At 72.7% G+C, this 20,639-nt stretch carries 17 protein-coding genes; 9 read left to right on the top strand and 8 right to left on the bottom strand.

Translation table 11 applies throughout. The annotated features are described in order from the left end of the window. Positions 1 to 106 precede the first annotated feature (106 nt). A complete protein-coding gene (locus BJ984_RS06525) occupies positions 107 to 1,507 on the top strand; it encodes a glucose-6-phosphate dehydrogenase (protein WP_179547338.1) in 1,401 nt (466 codons plus the stop codon). An 18-nt stretch (positions 1,508 to 1,525) separates the two neighbouring features. On the opposite strand, the gene BJ984_RS06520 is transcribed toward BJ984_RS06525, so the two are convergent. The 4 genes from BJ984_RS06520 to BJ984_RS06505 are packed head-to-tail and all read right to left on the bottom strand — an operon-like array spanning position 1,526 to position 5,665. After that, positions 1,526 to 2,272, bottom strand: coding sequence for a creatininase family protein (locus BJ984_RS06520; RefSeq protein ID WP_179547337.1), 747 nt, complete (start codon positions 2,270 to 2,272; stop codon positions 1,526 to 1,528). A 38-nt stretch (positions 2,273 to 2,310) separates the two neighbouring features. Next, complete coding sequence (locus tag BJ984_RS06515) at positions 2,311 to 3,756, bottom strand: amidohydrolase (protein WP_218869987.1); 1,446 nt, start codon at positions 3,754 to 3,756, stop codon at positions 2,311 to 2,313. Next, positions 3,753 to 4,553 carry a glutamine amidotransferase gene (locus tag BJ984_RS06510; RefSeq protein WP_179547336.1) on the bottom strand — a complete coding sequence of 267 codons (801 nt, stop codon included), beginning with the start codon at positions 4,551 to 4,553 and terminating at the stop codon, positions 3,753 to 3,755. The genes BJ984_RS06515 and BJ984_RS06510 overlap by 4 nt, the downstream gene beginning before the upstream one ends. Beyond that, positions 4,550 to 5,665: a LacI family DNA-binding transcriptional regulator gene (locus BJ984_RS06505; RefSeq protein ID WP_179547335.1), complete on the bottom strand. Its 1,116-nt coding sequence runs from the start codon at positions 5,663 to 5,665 to the stop codon at positions 4,550 to 4,552. Before BJ984_RS06505 ends, BJ984_RS06510 begins: the two co-directional genes overlap by 4 nt. A 191-nt stretch (positions 5,666 to 5,856) precedes the next feature. Between BJ984_RS06505 and BJ984_RS06500 the strand changes: the two genes are divergently transcribed. The 5 genes from BJ984_RS06500 (at position 5,857) to BJ984_RS06480 (ending at position 12,258) form a co-directional block, all read left to right on the top strand. Beyond that, on the top strand, positions 5,857 to 6,897 hold the full coding sequence (locus BJ984_RS06500; RefSeq protein ID WP_173183220.1) for a BMP family lipoprotein: 1,041 nt from the start codon (positions 5,857 to 5,859) through the stop codon (positions 6,895 to 6,897). Between the two features lie 113 nt (positions 6,898 to 7,010). Further along, a complete protein-coding gene (locus tag BJ984_RS06495) occupies positions 7,011 to 8,567 on the top strand; it encodes an ABC transporter ATP-binding protein (RefSeq protein WP_179547334.1) in 1,557 nt (518 codons plus the stop codon). Then, on the top strand, positions 8,564 to 9,682 hold the full coding sequence (locus BJ984_RS06490) for an ABC transporter permease (RefSeq protein ID WP_179547333.1): 1,119 nt from the start codon (positions 8,564 to 8,566) through the stop codon (positions 9,680 to 9,682). The genes BJ984_RS06495 and BJ984_RS06490 overlap by 4 nt, the downstream gene beginning before the upstream one ends. Beyond that, the gene (locus tag BJ984_RS06485; RefSeq protein ID WP_179547332.1) at positions 9,679 to 10,968 is read left to right on the top strand and encodes an ABC transporter permease; all 1,290 of its coding nucleotides are present in this window, start codon (positions 9,679 to 9,681) and stop codon (positions 10,966 to 10,968) included. Before BJ984_RS06490 ends, BJ984_RS06485 begins: the two co-directional genes overlap by 4 nt. 51 nt (positions 10,969 to 11,019) lie before the next feature. Next, the gene (locus tag BJ984_RS06480; protein ID WP_179547331.1) at positions 11,020 to 12,258 is read left to right on the top strand and encodes a metal-dependent hydrolase family protein; all 1,239 of its coding nucleotides are present in this window, start codon (positions 11,020 to 11,022) and stop codon (positions 12,256 to 12,258) included. 115 nt (positions 12,259 to 12,373) lie between these two features. Here the strand turns inward: BJ984_RS06480 and BJ984_RS06475 are convergent, their stop codons facing one another. Beyond that, the gene (locus tag BJ984_RS06475; RefSeq protein WP_179547330.1) at positions 12,374 to 12,820 is read right to left on the bottom strand and encodes a MarR family winged helix-turn-helix transcriptional regulator; all 447 of its coding nucleotides are present in this window, start codon (positions 12,818 to 12,820) and stop codon (positions 12,374 to 12,376) included. A 60-nt stretch (positions 12,821 to 12,880) separates the two neighbouring features. Here BJ984_RS06475 and BJ984_RS06470 point away from each other — a divergent pair, with 60 nt between their 5' ends. Next, on the top strand, positions 12,881 to 13,246 hold the full coding sequence (locus BJ984_RS06470; RefSeq protein ID WP_179547329.1) for a VOC family protein: 366 nt from the start codon (positions 12,881 to 12,883) through the stop codon (positions 13,244 to 13,246). 137 nt (positions 13,247 to 13,383) lie between these two features. Continuing rightward, complete coding sequence (locus BJ984_RS06465) at positions 13,384 to 13,539, top strand: hypothetical protein (protein ID WP_179547328.1); 156 nt, start codon at positions 13,384 to 13,386, stop codon at positions 13,537 to 13,539. Here the strand turns inward: BJ984_RS06465 and BJ984_RS06460 are convergent. Continuing rightward, positions 13,536 to 15,125 carry an APC family permease gene (locus tag BJ984_RS06460; protein ID WP_373877389.1) on the bottom strand — a complete coding sequence of 530 codons (1,590 nt, stop codon included), beginning with the start codon at positions 15,123 to 15,125 and terminating at the stop codon, positions 13,536 to 13,538. The two genes, BJ984_RS06465 and BJ984_RS06460, sit on opposite strands and share 4 nt — an antisense overlap. A 98-nt stretch (positions 15,126 to 15,223) precedes the next feature. Continuing rightward, positions 15,224 to 18,403, bottom strand: coding sequence for a DUF2207 domain-containing protein (locus tag BJ984_RS06455; protein ID WP_179547327.1), 3,180 nt, complete (start codon positions 18,401 to 18,403; stop codon positions 15,224 to 15,226). 83 nt (positions 18,404 to 18,486) lie between these two features. Here BJ984_RS06455 and BJ984_RS06450 point away from each other — a divergent pair, with 83 nt between their 5' ends. Next, positions 18,487 to 18,771 (top strand): putative quinol monooxygenase, encoded by a 285-nt coding sequence (locus tag BJ984_RS06450; RefSeq protein WP_179547326.1) that lies wholly within the window; start codon positions 18,487 to 18,489, stop codon positions 18,769 to 18,771. A 106-nt stretch (positions 18,772 to 18,877) separates the two neighbouring features. On the opposite strand, the gene BJ984_RS06445 is transcribed toward BJ984_RS06450, so the two are convergent. Beyond that, entirely contained in the window at positions 18,878 to 20,620 is a 1,743-nt protein-coding gene (locus tag BJ984_RS06445) for a cellulase family glycosylhydrolase (RefSeq protein WP_179547325.1), read from the bottom strand. Between the last annotated feature and the right edge of the window lie 19 nt (positions 20,621 to 20,639).

The raw sequence follows: 20,639 nt of genomic DNA, 5'->3' as shown, positions 1-20,639 counted from the left end.
GCGGAAGCGGGCCGGCCGCGGGCGGGCGGGGCGGGCCATGGCCAGAAAGGCCGGGTAGGGTCGCGCTCGGGGCGGCTGCACGGGCCGCATCAGCGAGGAGTCAGCCATGTCGGATCAGCCCGGAATCCCCGACGCCGAGTCGCTCGGCCGCGAGCCGCGGAGCATCGCCATCCTCGGCGCCGGTGGTGATCTCACCGAACGGCTGCTGCTGCCCGGGCTGGGGAAGGTCGCCGAGCTCGCCGGCGGGCTCGAGCTCACGCTGATCGGTGCCGCCCGCACGCCGCAGAGCGACGAGGAGTGGCAGGGCCTCGTGCGCCGCAGCCTCGAAGCGGCCCAGATCGCGCCCGCCACCGTCGACGCCCTGTCGAAGGCGGCGCGCTTCGTGGCGACCGACGCCTCCGACCCCGAGCAGCTGAAGGCGCTGCTGGCGGCCTGCCCGTCCTCGCCCGTGCTCTACGTGGCCCTGCCGCCCGCGATGGGGCACGCCGTCGCCGAGTCGCTCGCGCAGCTCGAGCTGCCCGACGACCTCGTCGTGGCGATCGAGAAGCCCTTCGGCGAGGACCTGGACGACGCCCGCTCGCTGAACGAGGCGCTGGCCGCCGTCATCCCCGAGGACCGGCTCTGGCGCATCGACCACTTCCTCGGCAACGCCACCGTGCTCGGCATGCTGGGCCTCCGCTTCGGCAATCGCCTGCTCGAGTCGGGTTGGAGCGCCGACGAGATCGAGAAGGTCGAGATCGTCTTCGACGAGGAGCTCGGTCTCGAGGGCCGGGCCGCGTTCTACGACTCCACCGGCGCCCTGCGCGACATGCTGCAGAGCCACCTGCTGATGGTGCTCGCGCTGACCACGCTCGAACGGCCCGACCGCATCACGGCCGACGACGTGCACGACCGGATGGCCGAGGTGCTCGGCGCTGTGCGGCTCTGGCGCGACGACCCGCACACCGCCCGCCGCGCCCGCTACACCGAGGGGCGCGTCGACGGCCGGTTCTTCCCGTCGTACGTCGACGAGGACGACGTGGATCCCGCCAACGACATCGAGACCCTCGCCCAGCTGCTGCTGCAGGTCGACACCCCGCGCTGGGCCGGCGTGCCGTTCGTGCTGCGCTCGGGCAAGGCGATCGGCTCGCCGCGGGCCGAGGTCGCGGTGCACTTCCGGCCGTCGACCCCGCCGGAGGGGCTCGGCGGGGCCGACGCGGGCGAAGGCACCGTGCTGCGGATGTCCCTCCTGAACGGCGACGTCGACCTCGACCTGTTCGTGAACAGCGCCGACGACACCGACCGGCTCGAGCGCGTGCAGCTCGAGGCGCGGCCCGGGGAGGCCGAGCTCGATGCCTACGGGCAGGTGCTGGCGGGCATCCTGGCCCACGACCGGCTTCTGTCGGTGCGGGGCGACATCGCCGAGCAGTGCTGGCGCATCGTGACGCCGGTGCTCACCGCCTGGGCCGCGGGCGAGACGCCGCTCGAGGAGTACGAGGCGGGGAGCGCGGGGCCCGCGGACTGGTGAGTGCCGGTGCTCCACCCCTCAGCGCGGGGGCAGCCCGGCGATGAAGTCGGCGAGCACCGCGAGCGAGCCCTCGACGGTGGCTGCCAGGATGTGCTCGCCCTTGGCAGCGGTCGCGTGCGACGGGTCGCCGAAGACGCCCGAGGGCGAGAACGGGTGCAGCTGCATCGGCCGCGTGCCGAAGTCGCTCGGGAACTCGGGGTACTCGGCGGCGAAGCGCTCCGGATGCACGTGCTCCGGCTCGAGGGCCAGCATGATCGACGTCTCGACCTCCTCGGCGTGGTTGAGGCCCGGGGCGGCGCCGCGACTCGTGCGCACCTCGGCGACGGCCTCGTCCATGCCCGGGTAGTCCAGTGCGAGAGCGGGCAGGATGCGCTCGGCGTTCAGGCGGCGCACGGCAGTGTAGAGCGGCTGCCGGTTGCCCCAGTCGCCGTTCACGACGATCAGCGCCCGGGCGCCCGAGGCCGCGAGCGAGCGGCCGATGTCGACGGCGATCGACGTGACCGTCTCGGGCGAGAGGGAAACGGTGCCGGGGTAGCCGGCGTTGTTCCAGGTGTCCCCGTAGTGGATCGGCGGCAAGAGCAGGGCGTCGAGCCGGTCGGCGAGGCGCTCCGCGACGGCGACGGCGGTGGCCGTGTCGGTGCCGAGCGGGAGGTGCGGGCCGTGCTGCTCGAGCGCGCCGAACGGCAGCAGCACGAGCCCGTCGCCGGCGGCGAGGTGGCTCGCCACGTCGGTCCAGGGTGTGGAGTAGGCGTCGACGCGGGTCATCGGACGGCCTCCGGCGTGTGCGCGCGGGCGGGGGGCGCTCACGGGGCGTAGTCCTGGATCGTGCCGCGGGTGCGGTCGGAGAGCTCGGGCAGGCGGCGGTTGAGTTCGGCGATGGTGTCGGTGAGGTCCATCGTCACGAGACGGCCGTGCTCGACCACGAGCCGGCCGTCGACGAGCACCGTGGTGACGTCGCTCGACTTCACGCTCAGCACCAGGGCGGCCGCGAGGTCGTGCATCGGCTGGAGGTGCGGCTTCTGCAGGTCGATCAGCACCACGTCGGCCTTGTAGCCCGGCGCGAGCACCCCGAGCGAGTCCTGAAGTCCGAACGCCGCCGCACTCTGCCGGGTGGCGAGGTCGAGGGCGTGGGCCGAGGTCATCCAGGTGGCGTCGAGGTGGTCGTCCTTCTGCTTCAGCGACATCATCCGCATGCTCTCCAGCACGTCGAGTGTGTTGTGCGAGGCCGGCCCGTCGGTGCCGAGGCCCACGGTGAGACCCGCGTCGTGCAGCATCCGCACCGGAGTCGTGGTGTGCGCGTGCTTCATGTAGACCTTGGTGCAGGACGCGACGGCGACGCGGTCGGCGTGCGGGACCAGCCACTCGAGGTCGCTCTCGACGATGCCCGCGCCGTGGGCGATGATCGCCCCCGTCTCGAGGATGCCGGTGTCGTGCAGCACCTGCACCGGCGTGCGGCCGTGCCGCTCGAGACTCGACTCCGTCTGGTTCATGCTCTCGGCGGCATGGATGTGGGTGCGCACCCCGAGTCGTCGCGCCTGCTCGGCCGTCGCCTCCAGGTCGGCGTCGGTCACGGTGTAGGTCGCGTGCGGGCCGAGCGTGGTCGTGATGCGTCCGTCGGCTGCACCGTTCCACCGTTCGGCGAAGGCCGCCGAGCGCTCGAGCCCCTCCGGGCCCTGCGACGAGAAGAACGTCGACGCGAGGTGCCCGCGGGCGCCGCTCTCCGCGACGACCTCGGCGATGCGATCCGTGAAGAAGTAGTGGTCGGCGAAGTTCGTCACCCCACCGAGCAGCATCTCGCCGACGGCCAGGCGGGCGCCCAGCGTGACGTCGCGCTCGGTCAGGTTCACCTCCATCGGCCAGATGTGCTTGTTGAACCAGTCCTTGATGGGCACGTCCTCGGCCGAGCCGCGGAACATCGTCATCGGCGAGTGGGTGTGCGAGTTCATCAGGCCCGGGATGGCGACCTGCCCGCTGCCGTCGATCACCGCCGCCTGCGCGAGGGTGGCGGCCTCGACCTCGGCCGCCGGCCGGATCCAGGCGATCATCCCGTCGCGGATGCCGATCGCATGCCCCTCGAGGAATGTGGCCGTCCCGCGGGCGGCCACGTCGTCGCGCGGCAGGTCGGGGTAGCCCGGCGCGGGCCGCGTGGTGCCCGCCAGCACGGTGACCGGCGTGATGACCGTGTCGACGGTGTCGGAACCGTCGGCCAGCGTGACCGAGTCGGAGCGCATCCGCTCGTCGCCGCTCACGCCGAGACCTCGCTCGTCGCGCCCGTTGCCGAATCGGACGCCACCGGCAGCTCCTCGCCCGCGAGCCAGCGCACGAGCCGGTCGAACAGCGCGGCGTAGCCCGGCCACTGCACGAAGCCGGGCGGCGCCCAGTGCGGCGCGATGTCCGAGGTGAACGCGGCGGTGCGCCCCTCGCCGTAGCCGCCGACCACGAGCAGCGGATGCCCGGCGCAGCGTGCGAGCTCCACCGCTCCCTCGCGCACCGTGACCTCGTTCAGCCCGAGCAGCGCCGGCCACTCCCCCTCGAGGCCCGCCGTCACCGGATGGGCGGCCACCGTGGACGGCGCCGCCCCCGCCGGCAGCTCGACCCGGTCGTCGCGGTCGAGCACGCCGACCGGCAGCACTTCGGCGAGCACGGTGCGCCCCCACCGGGCCTTGGCGTCGATTCCCGAGAACGACATGTACCCGCCCGCCATGAGCAACCCGCCGCCGAGCTCGGCGTAGCGCCGCAGCACCTCGATCAGATCGACGGAGGTCTCGGAGCGGCCGAAGGTGGCCGGCGGCAGCTGCAGGGTGTTCGCCCCGACGTCGGAGATGACGACGACGTCGGCGATCGCACGAAGCCCCTCGGGCGTCGCGGGCAGGCCGTCCACGATCTCGTGGCAGGGCAGGTGCGTCACCTCGTGGCCGGCCTCGCGCAGCGCGGCGCTGAACTCCGCGCCGCCGAGGGTGAACTCCGAGGTGGTGAAGGAGTCGAAACCCTTCTGATGGATCGAGTGCACGAACCACGATTCGCCGAGCAGCAGGATTCGGGTCACGGGATCTCCTTCGGGTGGGGGACGGTGGCGGTCGGGACGGTGGCGGACGACACGGCCCCGGGCGAGGCGGCATCGGGCACGGGGTGCTCGCGGGTCGACTGGCCGGGCACGAGCTGAGGGGCGAGACTGACCCGGCGGGCTATCCGCTCGGCGGCGGGTTCGGCCCCAGGTCCGCGCCCCCGCTGCTGCGAGTCGAGCAGCAGGCGAACGGCCTCCCGCCCCATCTCGGGCCACGGATGCCGGAGGGTCGTCACCGTCAGGTCTTCCCGGCCGGGCGACAGATCGAGCAGGCTGGCCACCTGCACCCGCGCGGGAACGGCGAGGCCGCGCATCCGCAGCACGGCCAGCACGCCCGCGGCCACGTCGTCGTTGGCACAGACGATGGCGTCGGGGAGGGCAGCCGGTCCGGCCGCCACCACGCGTTCGGCGGCACGGATGCCGCCGTCGAGCACCGCCGGGGTGAAGGGGGCGACGTCGACGACCGCCGCGCCCTCGGCGGCGCCGCGCAGGGCCCGGATGCGGCGGGCGTCGGCGGGAGCATCCGGATCGAGCCCGACGACGAGCATGCGCCGGGCCGCCCGCTCGACGAGGTGCGCCACGAGCATCGCGGTCGCGCGGTCCTCGTCGAGGCCGACCGAGTCGGAGCGATCGGTGATGACGAAGCGGCCGACCTGCACGATCGGCACGGGACCGGCGGCCTCGATCGACTCCTGGCTCGCCTCGAGGGAGGAGGGGCAGATGATGATGCCGTCGACGCGGCGCGCCATCAGCGACTCGACGTTGCCGACGTCGTGCAGCGCGTCGGGTTCGGAGTAGCGCAGCACCAGCGAGAGGTCGTTGCGCTCGAGGCCGTCGCTGACCGACTCGATCAGCGCGGACAGGAAGCCGGTGGTGTAGCGGGGCAGCACCAGGCCGACCGTCTCGGTGCGCTGCAGGCGAAGGGCGCTCGCCACGGCGTTCCGCCGATAACCGAGCTCACGGCTGGCGTCGCGCACCTTTCGGTGCAGGGTGTCGCTGACGGGCCGGGCCCCGGTGAGTGCCCGCGATGCCGTGGCCACGCTGACGCCGGCGCGGGCGGCCACGTCGGCGAGGGTCGGCTCGGGGGTCTGCATGCCGACAGCATAGGCTCTCCGGGGCCCCGCCTCGGGCAAATTTAGGCAAACGATTGCAGAACCTTGCCGACGTTAAACATGCTAGAAACATTCGAGAAATGCGGCGGCAACGGCGCGGGCGAACACTGATTCTCGCACCGGTTTCCGTTCCCCCCGCCCGACGTTTCTGCAAACGATTTCCAAGGAGCCCCATGACGTTCTCGCGCAAGGCCGCCGCCCTCGGCGCCACCGCACTCACCGCCGCCCTGCTGCTCTCGGCCTGCTCGGGCAAGACCGCCACGGTGCAGCCGAGCGCCGACGCCGATCTGCCGAAGGTCGCGATGCTCTACGGCACCACCGGCGACTTCTCCTTCATGGACAGCGCCTACAAGGGCTTCACCGACGCGCAGTCGGAGTTCTCGTTCACCCCCCTCGACTTCTCGAGCCCCAACACCGACGACTACCAGGACCGCCTCGACCTCGCGATCTCGCAGGGTGCCGGCCTCGCGATCGGCATCGGCTTCCAGTACGCCACCCCGATGGAGCAGACCACCGAGCACCCCGACACGCAGTTCGTGGCGGTCGACATCGACAAGGGCACCTCCATCCCCGACGTCACGACCATCTCGTTCGCGGCCGAGCAGTCCTCCTACCTCGTCGGCGTGGCCGCAGCCCTCACCTCGAAGACCGGTCACATCGGCTTCATCGGCGGGGTCGACCAGCCGAGCATCCAGAACTTCTTCGTGGGCTACGAGGCCGGCGCCAAGTCGGTGAACCCGTCGATCACGGTCGACACGACGTACCTCTCGCCCCTCGGCGACTTCACCGGCTTCTCCGACCCCACCAAGGGCAAGGAGGCCGCCGCCTCGATGTACGCCGGTGGCGCCGACGTGATCTACGCCGCCGCGGGCGGCTCGGGCCAGGGCGTCTACGAACAGGCCGCTGCCTCGTCGACGGATGCGCAGAAGAACTGGGCCATCGGGGTCGACGGCGACGTCTACAACCAGGTGGACGAGTCGATCAAGCCGTTCATCCTCACCTCGGCGATCAAGAACGTGAACGTCGCGGTCGAGGACTCGATCAAGTCGTTCCTCGACGGCAGCCTCGAGGCGGGCGAGCAGGACTTCGACCTCTCGAACGACGGCGTCGGCTACTCCACGAGCGGCGACTTCCTCGATGCGTACACGGATCAGCTCGAGAAGGCCAAGCAGGACATCATCGACGGCACCATCGAGGTGCCGAGCGCGGTCTGATCCGCTCACCCAGACGGCGCCCGGTCGCCGGCGGCCCCACACCGCCGGCGGTCGGGCGCTTCCACTCCCCCGCCGCCTCCGTCCCCCGTTTCCCTCCCCGACAGGAGCACCTGATGAGCGAGACAGCCGAGAACGACGTGCTGGTGCGGTTGACGGGCATCGTCAAGCGCTTCGGCGCCTTCGTGGCGAACGACCGCATCGACCTCACGGTGCGGGCGGGCACGGTGCACGCGATCGTCGGCGAGAACGGGGCCGGCAAGTCCACTCTGATGAAGATCCTCGCCGGCGAGGAGCGGCCCGACGAGGGCACGATCGAGATCGCGGGCTCCCCGCGCTCCTTCTCCTCGCCGCGGGATGCGCAGCAGGCCGGCATCGGCATGGTGCACCAGCACTTCCTGCTCGCCTCGGCGCTGCGCGTGTGGGAGAACGTGGTGCTGGCCGACGAACCCGGATCGGCCTTCCGGCTCGACAGCGCCGCCGCCCGGTCACGGGTGGCCGCGCTCGCGACGCGCAACGGGTTCGAGGTCGACGTCGACGCCGTGGTGCGCGACGTCGGGGTCGGCGGCCGCCAGCGGGTCGAGATCCTCAAGGTGCTCTACCGCGACGCGCGGATCATCATCCTCGACGAGCCCACCGCCGTGCTCGTGCCGAGTGAAGCCGCGTCGCTGTTCGCCGCCATGCGCCGCTTCACCGAGGCGGGAGCCGCCGTCATCTTCATCTCGCACAAGCTCGACGAGGTGCTCGACTTCGCCGACGAGATCACCGTCATCCGCGCCGGCGCCGTGGTGGGGCACACGACCCCCCTGGAATCGTCCGCCTCCGACCTCGCCGCCCTGATGGTCAAGGTCGCGATGCCGGCGGTCGCCCCGCGGGCGGTTCCGCCGGGCACCGACGTGGTGCTCTCCGCGCACGGGGTCACCGTCGGGGAGGCCGGCGAGGTGCCGGCGCTCGACGACGTCTCGCTCGAGGTGCACTCCGGCGAGATCGTGGGCATCGCGGGCGTCGAGGGCAACGGGCAGTCGGAGCTCCTGATGGCCCTGCTCGGCCGCGTCGCGCACACCGGGCGCATCAGCATGGGAGGAGAGGACATCGACGCCCTCCCCACCGAGACCCGGCGGGCCCGCGGGCTCGCCTACATCCCCGAAGACCGGCATCGCGACGGCGTCGTGCTGTCGATGGCGCTGCGCGAGAACGCCGCCCTCGGCTACCACGGCCGGCCGCCGGTGAAGCGGGGGCCGTGGTTCAGCCGGGCCGGTGCCGCAGCCCAGGCCCGGGCCATCATCAGCCGCTTCGACGTGCGGGGCGGCGACCCGTCCACGCTCGCGTCGGCGCTCTCGGGCGGCAACCAGCAGAAGTTCATCGTGGGGCGCGAGCTCGGCAGCGATCCGCGCGTGCTGATCGCCGCGCATCCGACCCGCGGTGTCGACATCGGCGCCCAGTCGGCGGTCTGGAGCGAACTCACCGCCGCCCGCGACCGCGGTCTCGGAACACTGCTCATCTCGGCCGACCTCGACGAGCTGCTCGCGCTCAGCGACCGGCTGCTCGTGTTCTACCGCGGGCGCATCGTAGGGGCGCTCGATCCGCGGCGGGTGGATGCGCAGGAGCTCGGGGAGTACATGACCGGGGTACGAGGCCACACGACGAACACAGCCGAAGGAGGTGCCGCATGATCCGGCGCATCGCGGTCACCCTGGCCGGCCCCGTCGTCTCGGTGCTGCTCGCCCTGCTCGTCACCACCCTCTTCCTCACCATCGGCGGCTACTCGGCCACGAGCGCCTACGAGGTGATGTGGAACTACGGCATCGAGCCCGCCTCGCTCGTGTCGGCGCTGAACAACGCCGTTCCGCTCTACCTCGCCGGCGTCGCCGCGGCCTTCGCGCTGCGGATGGGCCTGTTCAACATCGGCGTCGACGGCCAGTACCGGGTCGCCGCCCTGGCCGGCGCGGTCGTCGCCGCGAATCTGCCGCTGCCGCTCTACCTCCGGCTGCCCATCACCCTGATCGTCTGCTGCGCCACCGGTGCCCTCTGGGCTCTCGTGCCCGCCCTGCTGAAGGTCTACCGGGGTGTCAGCGAGGTGATCACCTCGATCCTGATGAACGCGATCGCCACCACGGTCGTCGCCATCCTGCTGGCCGACGTCTTCCGCTCCGGCGGCGGCCAGAACACCGGCACCGCGATCATCGGCGAGGACGGTGCGATGCCCGTGCTGATCGACCTCGGCATCGGCAACCGCACCTCGATCACCGGCTTCCTCGTCGTGGCGATCGTGGTGGGCATCCTGTTCTACCTGATCCAGTACCGCACCGTCTTCGGCTTCACCCTGCAGGTGGCCTCGCGCTCGCCCGAGGCGGCCGAGTCGGCCGGCATCAAGGTGAACCGGCGGATCATCTGGGCAATGCTCGGCTCGGGCGCGATCGCCGGGCTCGTCGGCATGCCGCACGTGCTGAGCACCGCATTCCGCTTCGACGGCACCCTGCCCACCGACCTCATGTTCACGGGGCTGGCCGCCGCGCTGCTCGGCCGCTCGCATCCGATCGGCATCGCGGCCGGCGCCTTCGTGCTCGCCTTCGTCGAGCGCAGCTCGCAGGTGCTGGGGCTCGTGCAGCTGCCGACCGAGGTCGGCTCGGTGTTCATGGCCGTCATCCTGCTCAGCTCGGCCGTCGGCTACTGGCTCACCGAGCGCGCCGACCAGCGCGTCACGCTCTGGAACACGCTCCGCCGCCGCCGCCGCGAGACCCCGCCGCCCGCCGCTCCCCTGCCGACCGGAATGGAGGCCTCGCGATGACCGACACCGTCGAGCCCACCGCCCCCACCGCCCCGGCGGCCGCCCCGCGATCGCTCGCCCCGAGTCGGCAGCGGCTGCGCGCCGGACTCCGCTGGGGCCTGCTCGGCCTCGGCCTCGTCATCGTGGCCCAGTACGTCGCCGACGCGCCCGGCATCGCGGCCTCGGCCACCTGGGGTTCGGCGCTGCGGCTCACCGTGCCGATCGCGGTGGTCGCCATCGGCGGCCTCTACTCCGAGCGCGCGGGAGTCATCAACGTCGGCCTCGAGGGGATGATGATCGGCGGCACCTGGATGGCCGGGGTGTTCGGCTGGCTCTGGGGCCCCTGGGCCGCCCTCGGCGGCGGGGTCGTCGGCGGCCTCGTGTTCGGGCTGCTGATGGCGGTGCTCTGCATCGAGATGGGGCTGAACCAGCTCGTCGTCGGTGTGGCCATCAACGTGATCGCCGGGGCCTCCGCGCGCTTCGCCAGCGACATCGTGTTCAACGGGGTCGACGGCGGCACCATCGCCCGCTCGCCGCGCATCGACGGCTCGCTGCCGGTGCTCAGCGTGCCGTTCCTCTCGGGCGGGCTCGGCACGCCCGACCTCACCGCCACGATGGAGCAGTCGGGCATCCCGGTCGTCTCGCAGCTCGGCGGCATCGTCGGGGGGCTCACGCACAACGTCTCGCTCGCGGCCGTGATCGGGCTGCTGCTCATCCCCGCCACGGCCTACGTGCTCTGGCGCACCAGGTTCGGCCTGCGCTGGCGGGCCGCGGGTGAGGAGCCGGCTGCGCTGCAGGCGCTCGGCGGCAAGGTGCACCGCACCCGGTACATCGCCGTGCTCGTCGGCAGCGGCCTGGCCGGCTTCGCGGGCGGCTACCTCGCGCTCATCTCGCAGGCCTACGTCGAGAACCAGACCGCGGGGCGGGGCTTCATCGGTCTCGCGACGCTGATCTTCGGCAACTGGATGCCCTCGGGCGTCTTCCTCGGATCGTCGCTCTTCGGCTTCTCCGACGCCGTCGGGCTCGGGCGGCCCGAGACGTTCCGGGCGCTGCTGTTCATCCTCGCGGTGATCTTCCTCGTCGTCGGAGCCCTGCGGTTCTGGCGCGGCGCCCGCCGCTCGGGCATCGCCCCGCTCGCGCTCGGCGCGGTGCTCGTGCTGGTGTTCCTGTTCGTGCCGCTGCCGCCCGAGCTCGCCACGGCGGCGCCCTACCTGGTGACCCTCGCGGTGCTCGTGGTGGCGGGCACCACGATGCGCCCACCGGCGGCCCTCGGCCACCTCTTCCCGCGCCGCACCTCCCGCAGCTGACCCACCCTCCCGCCCGCACCACGTTCCGCGCTCACCACCCGTCAGGACCCCATGAACCACTCCCTCACCGCCGAGCTCTGGGACGGCACCACCGCCCGGGGCACCGTCACCCTCGACTGGACGGTCGACGGTGTCGACGGAACCATCTCGGGGCTGCGGCCGGCGGACGGCGGCACGACCGCATCCGCTCTGCCCGCATCCGCTCTGCCCGCCGGGCTGAGCATCATCCCGGGGCTGATCGACACCCACGTGCACCTCGTCGGCCACGCCGGCCACGGCACCGCCGACTTCCTCACCTGGCCGCTCACCACCCGCCCCGAGGAGCAGACCCTGCACGGCCTCGCCAACGCGCGCGCCGCCCTGCGCGGCGGAGTCACGACGCTGCGCGACCTCTCGGCCGACGACATCCAGTTCTCGCTGCGGCGGGCACTCGAGCAGGGTGTCGTGGAGGGTCCCCGGCTGCAGGCGCACGGCATGGTCAGCATGACCGCCGGGCACGGCGATCTCTTCATCCCGCCGGCGTTCCCGCTGCGGAAGCCCGTCGCCGACGGCCCGGACGAGTGCCGCAAGCTGGTGCGGCACTGGGCGCGCGCCGGCGCCGACGGTATCAAGATCGCCACCAGCGGCGGCGTGCTCTCGGTGGGCGACAAGAGCGCCTGGCGCAATTACACCGCCCCCGAGATCGACGCGATCGTCGACGAGGCGCACGCCCTGGGCCTGCGCGTCGCCGCCCACGCCCACACCGAGGCCGGCATCGACGCGGCCATCTGGCACGAGGTCGACTCGATCGAGCACGGCACGCTGCTGAGCGCCTCGCAGGCCGGCCGGATCGTGGGCCTCGGCATCACGGTCGCCCCCACCCTGCTCATCAACGACCGCATCGCGGCCGGCCGGGCCGGGGTCTCGGCCGAGCAGGCCGAGAAGGCGGCCGACCTCGTCGCCCTGCGCGACTCCCGGATGCGCGAGGCCGCCGACCTCGGCGTCGACTTCGTGCTGGGCACCGACGCGAACGGCCACCACGTGGACTTCGGCGACCAGATGGAGGAGGTGCGCCTGATGGCCGCGACCTTCGGCTGGTCGCCGGCGCGGGCACTGGAGTCGGCGACCTCCCGCGCCGCCCAGGCGATCGGCGAAGAGGGCCGGCTCGGCACCCTCGCTCCCGGTGCGGCGGCCGACTTCCTCGTGATGGAGGGGCGGCCCTGGCAGGACCTCGCCGAGCTCGACACCTCCCGCATCGTCGCGGTGGTCTCGCGCGGCCGCGTCGTGGCGGGCGCCCTCCCCGGCGCCTGACCCGGAGCGCTCAGCGGCCAGCGGAGCGGAGCGCTTCTGTGCGGAGCGCCCCGGAGCGGAGCGCTTCTGTGCGGAGCGCTCCGGTGCGGAGCGGTGCGGCTCAGTGCGGTGCGGCTCAGCCGGCGGCCAGCGCGGCGACGCTGCGGCGCAGGAAGTCGGCGAAAGCCGCCTGCTCCGCTTCGCTCAACCCCGACTTCATGCGGTCCTCGACGCCTCGGACCGCCGCGCTGGCCCGCGCGAGCGCGGCCCGACCCTCCGGCGTGAGCTCGGTCGGCAGCACGCGGCCCGACGACGGCTGCTCCGGACGGGTCACCTGACCGTCCCGCTCCAGGGACTGCAGCAGCACGTTCATCGACTGCCGCGTCACGAAGGCGCCGCGCGCCAGCTCCGAGTTCGACAGCCCCGGCCGCTGGGCGAGCAGCTCGAGGCACGAGTAGTGCGTGACGCTCATCCCGAGTGGACGCAGGACCGCCTCCATCGAGACCCTCAGCGCCGTCGCCGCCTCCTTCAGCAGGTACCCGACCGATGTAGGCAACTCGATACCGGGGGATTCGCTTTTCATGTCAGTATTCTGACATACTCTTCTATGTCAACAAACTGACATCGACGAAAGCGAGTTCCCATGACCTCCTCCGGCCCCGGCTTCATCTCCCTCCAGGTGCGCGACCTCGACGCGTCCGCGGCGTTCTACGAGACGCACCTCGGCTTCACCCGCCAGGCGGGCCCTCCGCACGCCGTCGTCTTCGCGACGGTCCCGGCGGCCTTCGCGGTGCGGAGCGCGCTCCCGGGGGTCGACCTCGACGCGATCCCGCAGCCCGGCATCGGCGTCGCCATCTGGCTGCACACCCCCGACACCCAGGCCGTGCACGACACCCTCGTCGAGGCCGGCGTGACGATCGTGGCGGAGCCGATCGACGGCCCGTTCGGTCGCACCTTCACCTTCGCCGACCCGGACGGCTACCAGATCACGCTTCACGATCGCGCCTGACGGGCCTGCCGACACGCGCGAGCGCCCTCGCACGAGTGCGGCGGTCATGGCATGATCGGGTGACCGGGGTCCGTCGTGGTCCCTGGCCACCCGGATCATCCGTCCACCCGTTGCCACCCACTCAAAGGCGAGAACCCATGGCGATCGACATCCACACCGCTTACCCCGACATCGCACGGCACCAGGTGCGCGAACGCCGCTCGTCGGCGCTGAAGGCCCTCGCGGTCTCGGCGTCGGCCGTCGCCGCGCTGGTGCTGAGCGTCCTGGCGCTCTGGGGCCGTCCCGGCGTCTAGCCGACCTCCCCCGCATTCCGGGTCCGGCCGGCATTCCGGGTCTGCTCCGCGTGCTCCGGCAGCGTGCCGACACGGTGCCGCCCCCGCAGCAGGTACCACGCGAGCCCGAGCGCCACGACCGCGCCGATCACGATCACCGCGATGTACTGCAGCGGCCCGTCGTCGCCGTAGACCTCCACGCGCGGCCATGCCAGGTTGACCGCCATCGCCGCACCCCAGAGCACCGCGAGGATGTTGATCGGCAGCCCGAGTCGGCCGAGCGAGAAGCGGCCGGGACGAGCATCCGTCGACCTGAATTCGCCGCGCAGGCGCCTGATGAGCAGAGGCAGCGTGACGAGCAGGTAGGCGAGATAGATCAGGATGACCGCGACGCTCGTGACCGCGGTGAAGATCTGCGGGGTGCCGATGTTCACGGCCAGGATGAGCACGGCGAGCACGCCGATGACGATCGCGGGGATAAGAGGCGTGCGGCGGCGAGGGTCGATCCTCGCGAGGGCGGCGCTGGCCGGGAGGGCGTTGTCGCGGGCCATCGCGAAGACCAGACGGATGCCCGCCGTGTGCACCGCGAGCGCGCAGACCGTGATCGCGACGACGATGCAGCCGAGGAAGACCGAGCCGAGCGGGCCGCCGAGCACCTGCAGCACGATCAGCTGCAACCCGCCCGAGGGCTCGCCGAGGGCCGGATCGGCGAGATCGGGCGCGGCGAGGATGCCGAAGAGCAGGATCAGCCCGCCGATCACGAACGACGCCACGACGGCCCGGAGGATCGCGGTCGGCGCGGTGCGGCGGGGGTCGATCGTCTCCTCGCCGAGGGAGCTCGCCGTGTCGAAGCCGTACATCACGTAGGCGGACGCGATGGCCGCGATCAGGAAGGCGCCCGCGTAGCCGCCGGGCATCCCGGTGCCGAAGCCCTGGGTCTCCACGAGCACCGACGGCGGATTGACGACGTTCACCGCGAGCACCACGACGAGCAGCACGGCCGCGACCAGCTCGATCATCACGCCGATGCTGTTGATGCGGGCCATCAGCTTCACGCCGACCGCGTTCACGACGGTGGTGAAGACGACCAGGATCGTTCCCCAGATCACCGCGCTGACACCGAAGCTCGCGCCCGTGCCGTCGCCGACCAGCTGGAAGCCGCTCCAGAGCTGCGGCAGCGTCACCTGGTAGGCGAGCACGACCGCGGCGAGCGAGACGATCGACGCGATCACCATCAGCCAGCCGGCGAGCCAGCTCACGGTGGGGCCGGCGACGCGCTTGCTCCAGTTGTAGACGGATCCTGCCACCGGATGGCGGGCGGCCAGTTCCGCGAAGCAGAGCGCCACCATGAGCTGCCCGCCGAACACCAGCGGCCACGACCACCAGTAGGCCGGGCCGCCGTTGAGGAAGCCGAAGTAGAACAGCTGGAACGTGCCGGTCAGGATCGAGATGTAGCTGACCCCGGCGGCGAAGCTGGCGAAGCGGCCGATGCTGCGGGAGAGCGTGGGGCGGTACCCGAACTCGGCCATGCCGTCGTCGCTCGGCGTGCCGGCGGCGCTCGCCGGGGGCGCGTCGCTCGCACGCCCGTGGTCGCTGTGCCCGCTCACCGCACCCCGTTCCGGCCCTCGCCCCTGTGCACACAGTAGGGGAACCGCGCCGCGGCCGCGCCCCACCCGTTCGGGGCGACGCGGCGGCGACGCCGGCCTCAGGGGCGGGTGCGGGTGGGGGTGGGGCGCGGGCGGCGGGTGGCCGTGAGGGCGAGGGCCGTGCCCGCGGCCGCGGCGAGGGCCGCCAGGGCGAGGGGGGCGAACTCGGGGCGGTCGTCGGGCATGTCGATGGTCATCCAGATGAAGAGGATGATCGCAGCGAGGCCGAGGGCCGGCGCCAGCCAGCGCACGAGGTCACGGCCGAGGCCGGGGGTCGTGAGCGACGCGAGGTGCCGGCGCCGCAGCAGGAGGCCGGCGAGGCCGATGAGCAGCGCGAGGCCGCCGAAGGCGCCGACCACCGCGACCGGGAGCACGGCGGCGGCCCGGGTCGCGGCGAGGGCGTCGGGATCGGGGCCGGCGAAGGTTCCGGCCGGGAAGTCGAGGCGGGCCCCGAGGTCGTCGGTCGTCAGCTCGAAGGGCCAGCCGGCGTCGCCGTCCTGCTTCAGGTCGAGCACGACGGAGCGCATGTCGTCGGCGGTCGAGGTGGAGTCGCTCGACGGGGCGAGGTCCTCGCCGACCGAGCCGAAGGGGATCACGTCCTCGGCCCACTGGCTCGGCTCGTCGGCCGAGTCGGTGTCGAGGGTGATCCAGCCGCCGGCGACCGCCTCGGAGGCGAGGGATTCGGGCATCCGGAGCTCCAGGCGCAGCGGGTCGAGGCCCGGGTCGTCGCCCCAGTTGGAGTCGTACTCCCACGACTCGAGGAGGGCGGCCCAGCGCACCGAGTCGACCACCGCATCGGAACCACGGGAGTCGGAGCTGGAACCCGAACCGGCCGCCCCACCCGACACGGGCCCGGCCGCCACCGCCGCCGACCCCAGCACGTAATCGACCTCCACCTCGTGCGAGCCGTCGAGCACCTCGACCAGCCGTGTCACGACGAGCAGCGTGTCCCCGTCGGGCCGCGTGGCGAAGGGCACCGAGCCCCCGTCGACCCGCACGTCCTCGACGCGGAGTCCGAGGTCCTGCCCGCCGGCCTCGCGAGGCCACTGCTGCGCGAACTGCGGAACCCGCGAGCCCTCGTCGTCGAACGTGACGTCGAGGGTCTCGGTGACGGCGAGCCGGGCGGCGCCGTCGTCGTCCCGCGTGAGCTCCGCGACGGCGTCGAGCGACTGCACCGTCGTGAAGAGGGCACCGGGCACATCGCCCGAATAGGTGGCGTAGTCGTAGGAGCGCGGGAAGGGCGACGGCAGGAAGGCCACCGCGGCGACGGCGCCGGCCACGAGGAGCAGGGCGAGCATCCGGAGACCGATGCGGCCGCCGCCGAGGAACGACCTCGACCGCCAGCCGCGGCTGGAGTCCTCGCCGAGCTCCTGGTCGATCAGGGCGACGACGCTGCGGCCGGCCTCGCGCGGCGGCGACTGCAGCACGGCGTAGGCCAGGGCGTCTTCGCGGAGGGGGCCGCGGGCGAGCATCCGCGTGCGCTCGGCATAGACGCCGATGCCGCGCAGGTGCTGCTTGAGCAGGGCGCCCTTGCGGGTCAGCGGGCGCGAGGTGAGGGCGATCGCCAGCACGACGACGGCGATGGCCGACGAGAGCAGCACGAACGCGACCGGCCACCACACCACCGCGAGCACGGTCTGATGCGAGAGCTGCCGCACGAGCCCCCACTGCACCACGGTCAGCGCGAGCGGTGCGGCGATGAAGAGGTCGCGCACGAAGCCGCGGGGTAGGCGACGGATGCCCTCCCGCAGCTGCCCCGCCCGCTCCGACGCCGTGAGGTACCGGCTGAGGGCGCGGGGGCGATCACCGAGGCGGCCCGTGCGCGCGGCGACGCGGGACGCCTCGCGCAGCAGCCGCTGGCGCGCGGCACTCGGCGCCGGCGGAGCGGTCGTGCCGGTCGTGCCGGTCTTCTTGCGGCGACCCCAGCGGCGCTTCGTCGTGGCCGCGCGGGGAGCCGACCGGGCCTTGGCGAGCGCCTCGGCGAGCTCGAGGGCGGCGGGCTCGCGGAGGATCTGCGCGGCCATCCGCACCGAGACCCCCTTCGGCGGGTCGTACTGGGCGATGAACCAGGGGCGTCCGCGGGCGTCGCTCCAGGCGACGGCGCGGGCGGCGAGCGCGAGCAGCAGGGTGGCGGACAGGATGGCGAGCGGCGCCAGCGGTCCGTACGTCTGCAGCCAGAACAGCGCGGTCGGCGCGGGCATGGTGAAGGTGCCGGGCTCGAAGACCATCCGGAAGCGGGCCTGGGCGTAGGGCGGCATGTTCTGGTCGTTGCTGAAGCCGTAGGTCGTGGTGCCGGGATCCGGGCCGGGCTCGGGCGCGAGCCACTCGCCGCCCCCGATGAGCAGCCACGCCAGGGTGCCGCGGGGCTGCTGCAGCAGCTGGGCGTCGACGTCGTCGGGCAGGGTGACCGAGACGTCGAGGCCGGCGAGGGCCTGGCGCCAGTCGGGGCCGAAGACGTCCCACTCGAGCAGGTCGACGGGGGTGGTGTCGGGGTTCTCGTCGTCGGCGGTGTTCGAGGCGTCGGCCTGGGTGGTGACGTAGGCGAGGTCGTGGAGGTCGTAGGTGATGACGAAGACGTGGTCGCCCTGGAGCACGGCGCTGCCGCCGGCGGCACCGTCGGTGGTGTCGGGCGCCTCGAGGTCGAGGGCCATCTGGTCGGACGTCTCGCTGCGGCGGGGTTCGACCGCCACCCCGTCGACGGTCGCCGTGACGTCCGACGGCTCGAGGGCGTGGCCCTGGTAATGCGTCGCCAGAACGCGCCGGATGCCGGTCTCCTCGACGTCGTCGGGGAAGAACGCGGTGATCGTCTCCTCGACGTGGGCGGTCAGGCGGCCGTCGTCGCCGCGCTCGACGGTGTAGTCGACGTCGAAGTCGCGGGCGATCCAGGTGTCGGTGGCGGTGTCGGCCGATCCGGTGATGTCCTCGAGGCTCAGCGGCTCGTTGATGACCGGGCCGAACAGCAGCACCAGACCGCCGACGGCGACCAGGGCCCAGAACGCGCGGATCCCGTTCCGCAGCCGCGTGCCGCCGTGCGACCGCAGCCACGCCTCGGCCGCGAGCAGCCACCGCGACAGCACGACCCAGAGGGCGGTGTGCTGCGGCGGAGCATCCGCCACCCGCTCGTCGGGCGAACCGGTCGCGGCCTCGGCATTCGTGTCGGGGTGGTCGTCGCCGCGCCCACTGCTGTCGTCGCTGATGTCGTCTCCCCCGTCATCGTCGGCCCACCGCGTCCGGCCCACCCGCCGAGCGGCCGCGGCTCATCACTCGAGCCTACGAGAAGCCGGCCGCATCCGCCCCATCGGCCGCTGGCTACAGTGGGGGCATGACCGTCGTGCACCTGTCCGGCCGCCTCATCTGCGCGGATGCCCGTGACGCGTCGATCGTCGCCGAGCACCTCCCGGCGCATCTCGCGCTCACCCGCGCGGAGCCCGGCTGCCTCTCGTTCGAGGTGACGCCGACGGCCGACCCGCTCGTCTGGACCGTCGAGGAGCGCTTCGACGGCGAACCCTCCTTCCGTGCCCACCGGTCGCGCGCGGCGGAGAGCCCCTGGGGCCGCGCCACGGCGCACCTCGCCCGCGACTACACGACCACCGGCCTCCCCGCCTGACGCAGCTCGGCGCATGACCGCACGTGGCCGCGGGCGGGAGGGACGCGACTAGCGGGCGGGTGAGGGTGGTCGGGTCACTGCACCGTGGGCGGCGACCGGGCCGTGGTCAGCGGGCGGTGACCGTGAGGGTGGGGGTGGTCGGCGCCTTGGGGGCCACGACCTGGAGGCCCACGCGGACGGATTGGCCGGGGGCGAGCGCGGCGGCCCAGTCGGCGCCGGTGCAGGTGATCGAGGTCTTCGGGACCGCCGTGCAGCTCATTCCCCAGGAGCTCGCGACGGAGGTGACCGTGGGGTCGGGCCAGGTGACCGTCCAGCCGGCGACCGTGGACGTCGCCGTCAGGGTGAGGTCGGCGACGTAGCCCTCGCCCCACGCGCTCTGCAGCGCCCAGGCCGCCGCGACCGGGGCGCCCGGCGCGGGGGTGCCCGTCGGCTTCGGGGTGGGGGTGGGGGAAGGGGCGGTCGTGGGCTTCGGGGTGGACGTGGGCGCGGGGGTGGTCGACGGCTTCGGGGTGGACGTGGGCGCCGGGGTGGAGGTGGGCTTGGGCGTGGCGGTCGTCGTCGGCTTCGGAGTCGGCGCCGGGGTGGACGTCGGCTTCGGCGTCGACGTCGGCTTCGGCGTGGGCACCGGGGTGGACGTCGGCTTCGGGGTCGGCTTGGGCGTGGTGGGCGCCGGGGTCGGCGTGGGGACGGGGACGCCGGCGCCGAGGAGGGGGCGGAGCGCGGTGAGCTTGGCCGACTGCGGGGTGACCCAGTCGTCCTTCACGAGCCCGCCCGTGTCGCCGCTGTTGGGGTTGAACGACCAGTAGGCGAAGCTGAGCTTCTTGGCGGACAGGTAGCCGACCAGCTTCGCGAGCCACTGCTGGTCGCTGCGGGTCTCGAGCTTCGTGCCGAACTCACCCAGGAGCACGGGGGCGATCTTCTTCGTGGCGATGAAGCCCCAGTTCTTCTCCCACACGGCCGGCAGGTTCGCCGGGTAGTCGGACGCCTGGAACCAGCTCTGCGCGAAGACCGTCGACGGGTAGTCGTGCGGCGAGTAGACGACGCGGTTCGCGACTGAGAGCCTGACCGGCTTGCTCGCCACGCCGGAAAGCCCGCCGCCCCACCAGGTGGAGCTGCCGTCGGGCTGGCGCTCGACGCCCTCGACCACGATGAGCAGCTTCGGGTTGACCGCGAGCACGGCGTCGCCCGCCCGCGTCGCTGCGGCCTGCCAGTCGCGGGAGGCGTCGCCGCAGCCCCAGCACGCACTGCCGTGCGGCTCGTTGTGCAGGTCGACGCCGATCACGGCGGGGTTCGACTTGTAGCGGGTGGCGAGGGCCTTCCAGTCGGCGATCCACTTCGCCTCGCTGTACCGCCCCGTGTACCAGAGTTCGGACTGCCCGCCCGAGTCGGGGCGGTGCCGGTCGAGGATGACGTTCAGCCCGTAGGCGTTGGCCCGCGCCACCACCCGGTCGAGCAGCTGCAGCACGGTCAGCTTCGACAGGCCAGGGTTGACCTGCTCGTTGATCGAGTTCGGCGCCGCCTGCGCGAGGCACTCGTTCGAGAACGGCAGCCGGATGGTGTTGAACCCCATCGACGCGATCTGCCCCATGCCCGCGTCGAGCGAGATCGACCACAGGCCGTGCGGGGCGCAGTTCGAGGTCTCCATGCCGAACCAGGCGGCGGCCTTGACGACGTAGGGCGTGTTCGAGGCGGTGACGATCTGGGCGCCGCTCGTGTGCAGCCAGCCGGGCAGCGCGGCAGCCTGGGCCGACGGGGCCGGCACCGTCGGCGCGATCAGCCCGGCGACCACCAGGGCAGCGGCGACGAGCGACGCGGCGAGCCTTCGCCCGATGCGGTTGCGTGCGCTCATCACTCCCCTTCCCCGGCAC

The organism is Herbiconiux flava, assembly GCF_013409865.1.
Taxonomy (GTDB): Bacteria; Actinomycetota; Actinomycetes; order Actinomycetales; family Microbacteriaceae; genus Herbiconiux; species Herbiconiux flava.
The sequence above is the reverse complement of the archived record's forward strand: the minus strand, read 5'-3'. Positions and strand labels throughout refer to the sequence as shown.

Excerpts from the sequence above, each read along its gene's own strand:
- BJ984_RS06475 (WP_179547330.1), bottom strand. The coding sequence starts at position 12,820 with ATGAAAAGCGAATCCCCCGGTATCGAGTTGCCTACATCGGTCGGGTAC.
- BJ984_RS06450 (WP_179547326.1), top strand. The coding sequence starts at position 18,487 with ATGACCGTCGTGCACCTGTCCGGCCGCCTCATCTGCGCGGATGCCCGT.
- BJ984_RS06520 (WP_179547337.1), bottom strand. The coding sequence starts at position 2,272 with ATGACCCGCGTCGACGCCTACTCCACACCCTGGACCGACGTGGCGAGC.
- BJ984_RS06490 (WP_179547333.1), top strand. The coding sequence starts at position 8,564 with ATGATCCGGCGCATCGCGGTCACCCTGGCCGGCCCCGTCGTCTCGGTG.
- BJ984_RS06480 (WP_179547331.1), top strand. The coding sequence starts at position 11,020 with ATGAACCACTCCCTCACCGCCGAGCTCTGGGACGGCACCACCGCCCGG.
- BJ984_RS06485 (WP_179547332.1), top strand. The coding sequence starts at position 9,679 with ATGACCGACACCGTCGAGCCCACCGCCCCCACCGCCCCGGCGGCCGCC.
- BJ984_RS06495 (WP_179547334.1), top strand. The coding sequence starts at position 7,011 with ATGAGCGAGACAGCCGAGAACGACGTGCTGGTGCGGTTGACGGGCATC.
- BJ984_RS06465 (WP_179547328.1), top strand. The coding sequence starts at position 13,384 with ATGGCGATCGACATCCACACCGCTTACCCCGACATCGCACGGCACCAG.
- BJ984_RS06500 (WP_173183220.1), top strand. The coding sequence starts at position 5,857 with ATGACGTTCTCGCGCAAGGCCGCCGCCCTCGGCGCCACCGCACTCACC.
- BJ984_RS06525 (WP_179547338.1), top strand. The coding sequence starts at position 107 with ATGTCGGATCAGCCCGGAATCCCCGACGCCGAGTCGCTCGGCCGCGAG.
- BJ984_RS06470 (WP_179547329.1), top strand. The coding sequence starts at position 12,881 with ATGACCTCCTCCGGCCCCGGCTTCATCTCCCTCCAGGTGCGCGACCTC.
- BJ984_RS06445 (WP_179547325.1), bottom strand. The coding sequence starts at position 20,620 with ATGAGCGCACGCAACCGCATCGGGCGAAGGCTCGCCGCGTCGCTCGTC.
- BJ984_RS06505 (WP_179547335.1), bottom strand. The coding sequence starts at position 5,665 with ATGCAGACCCCCGAGCCGACCCTCGCCGACGTGGCCGCCCGCGCCGGC.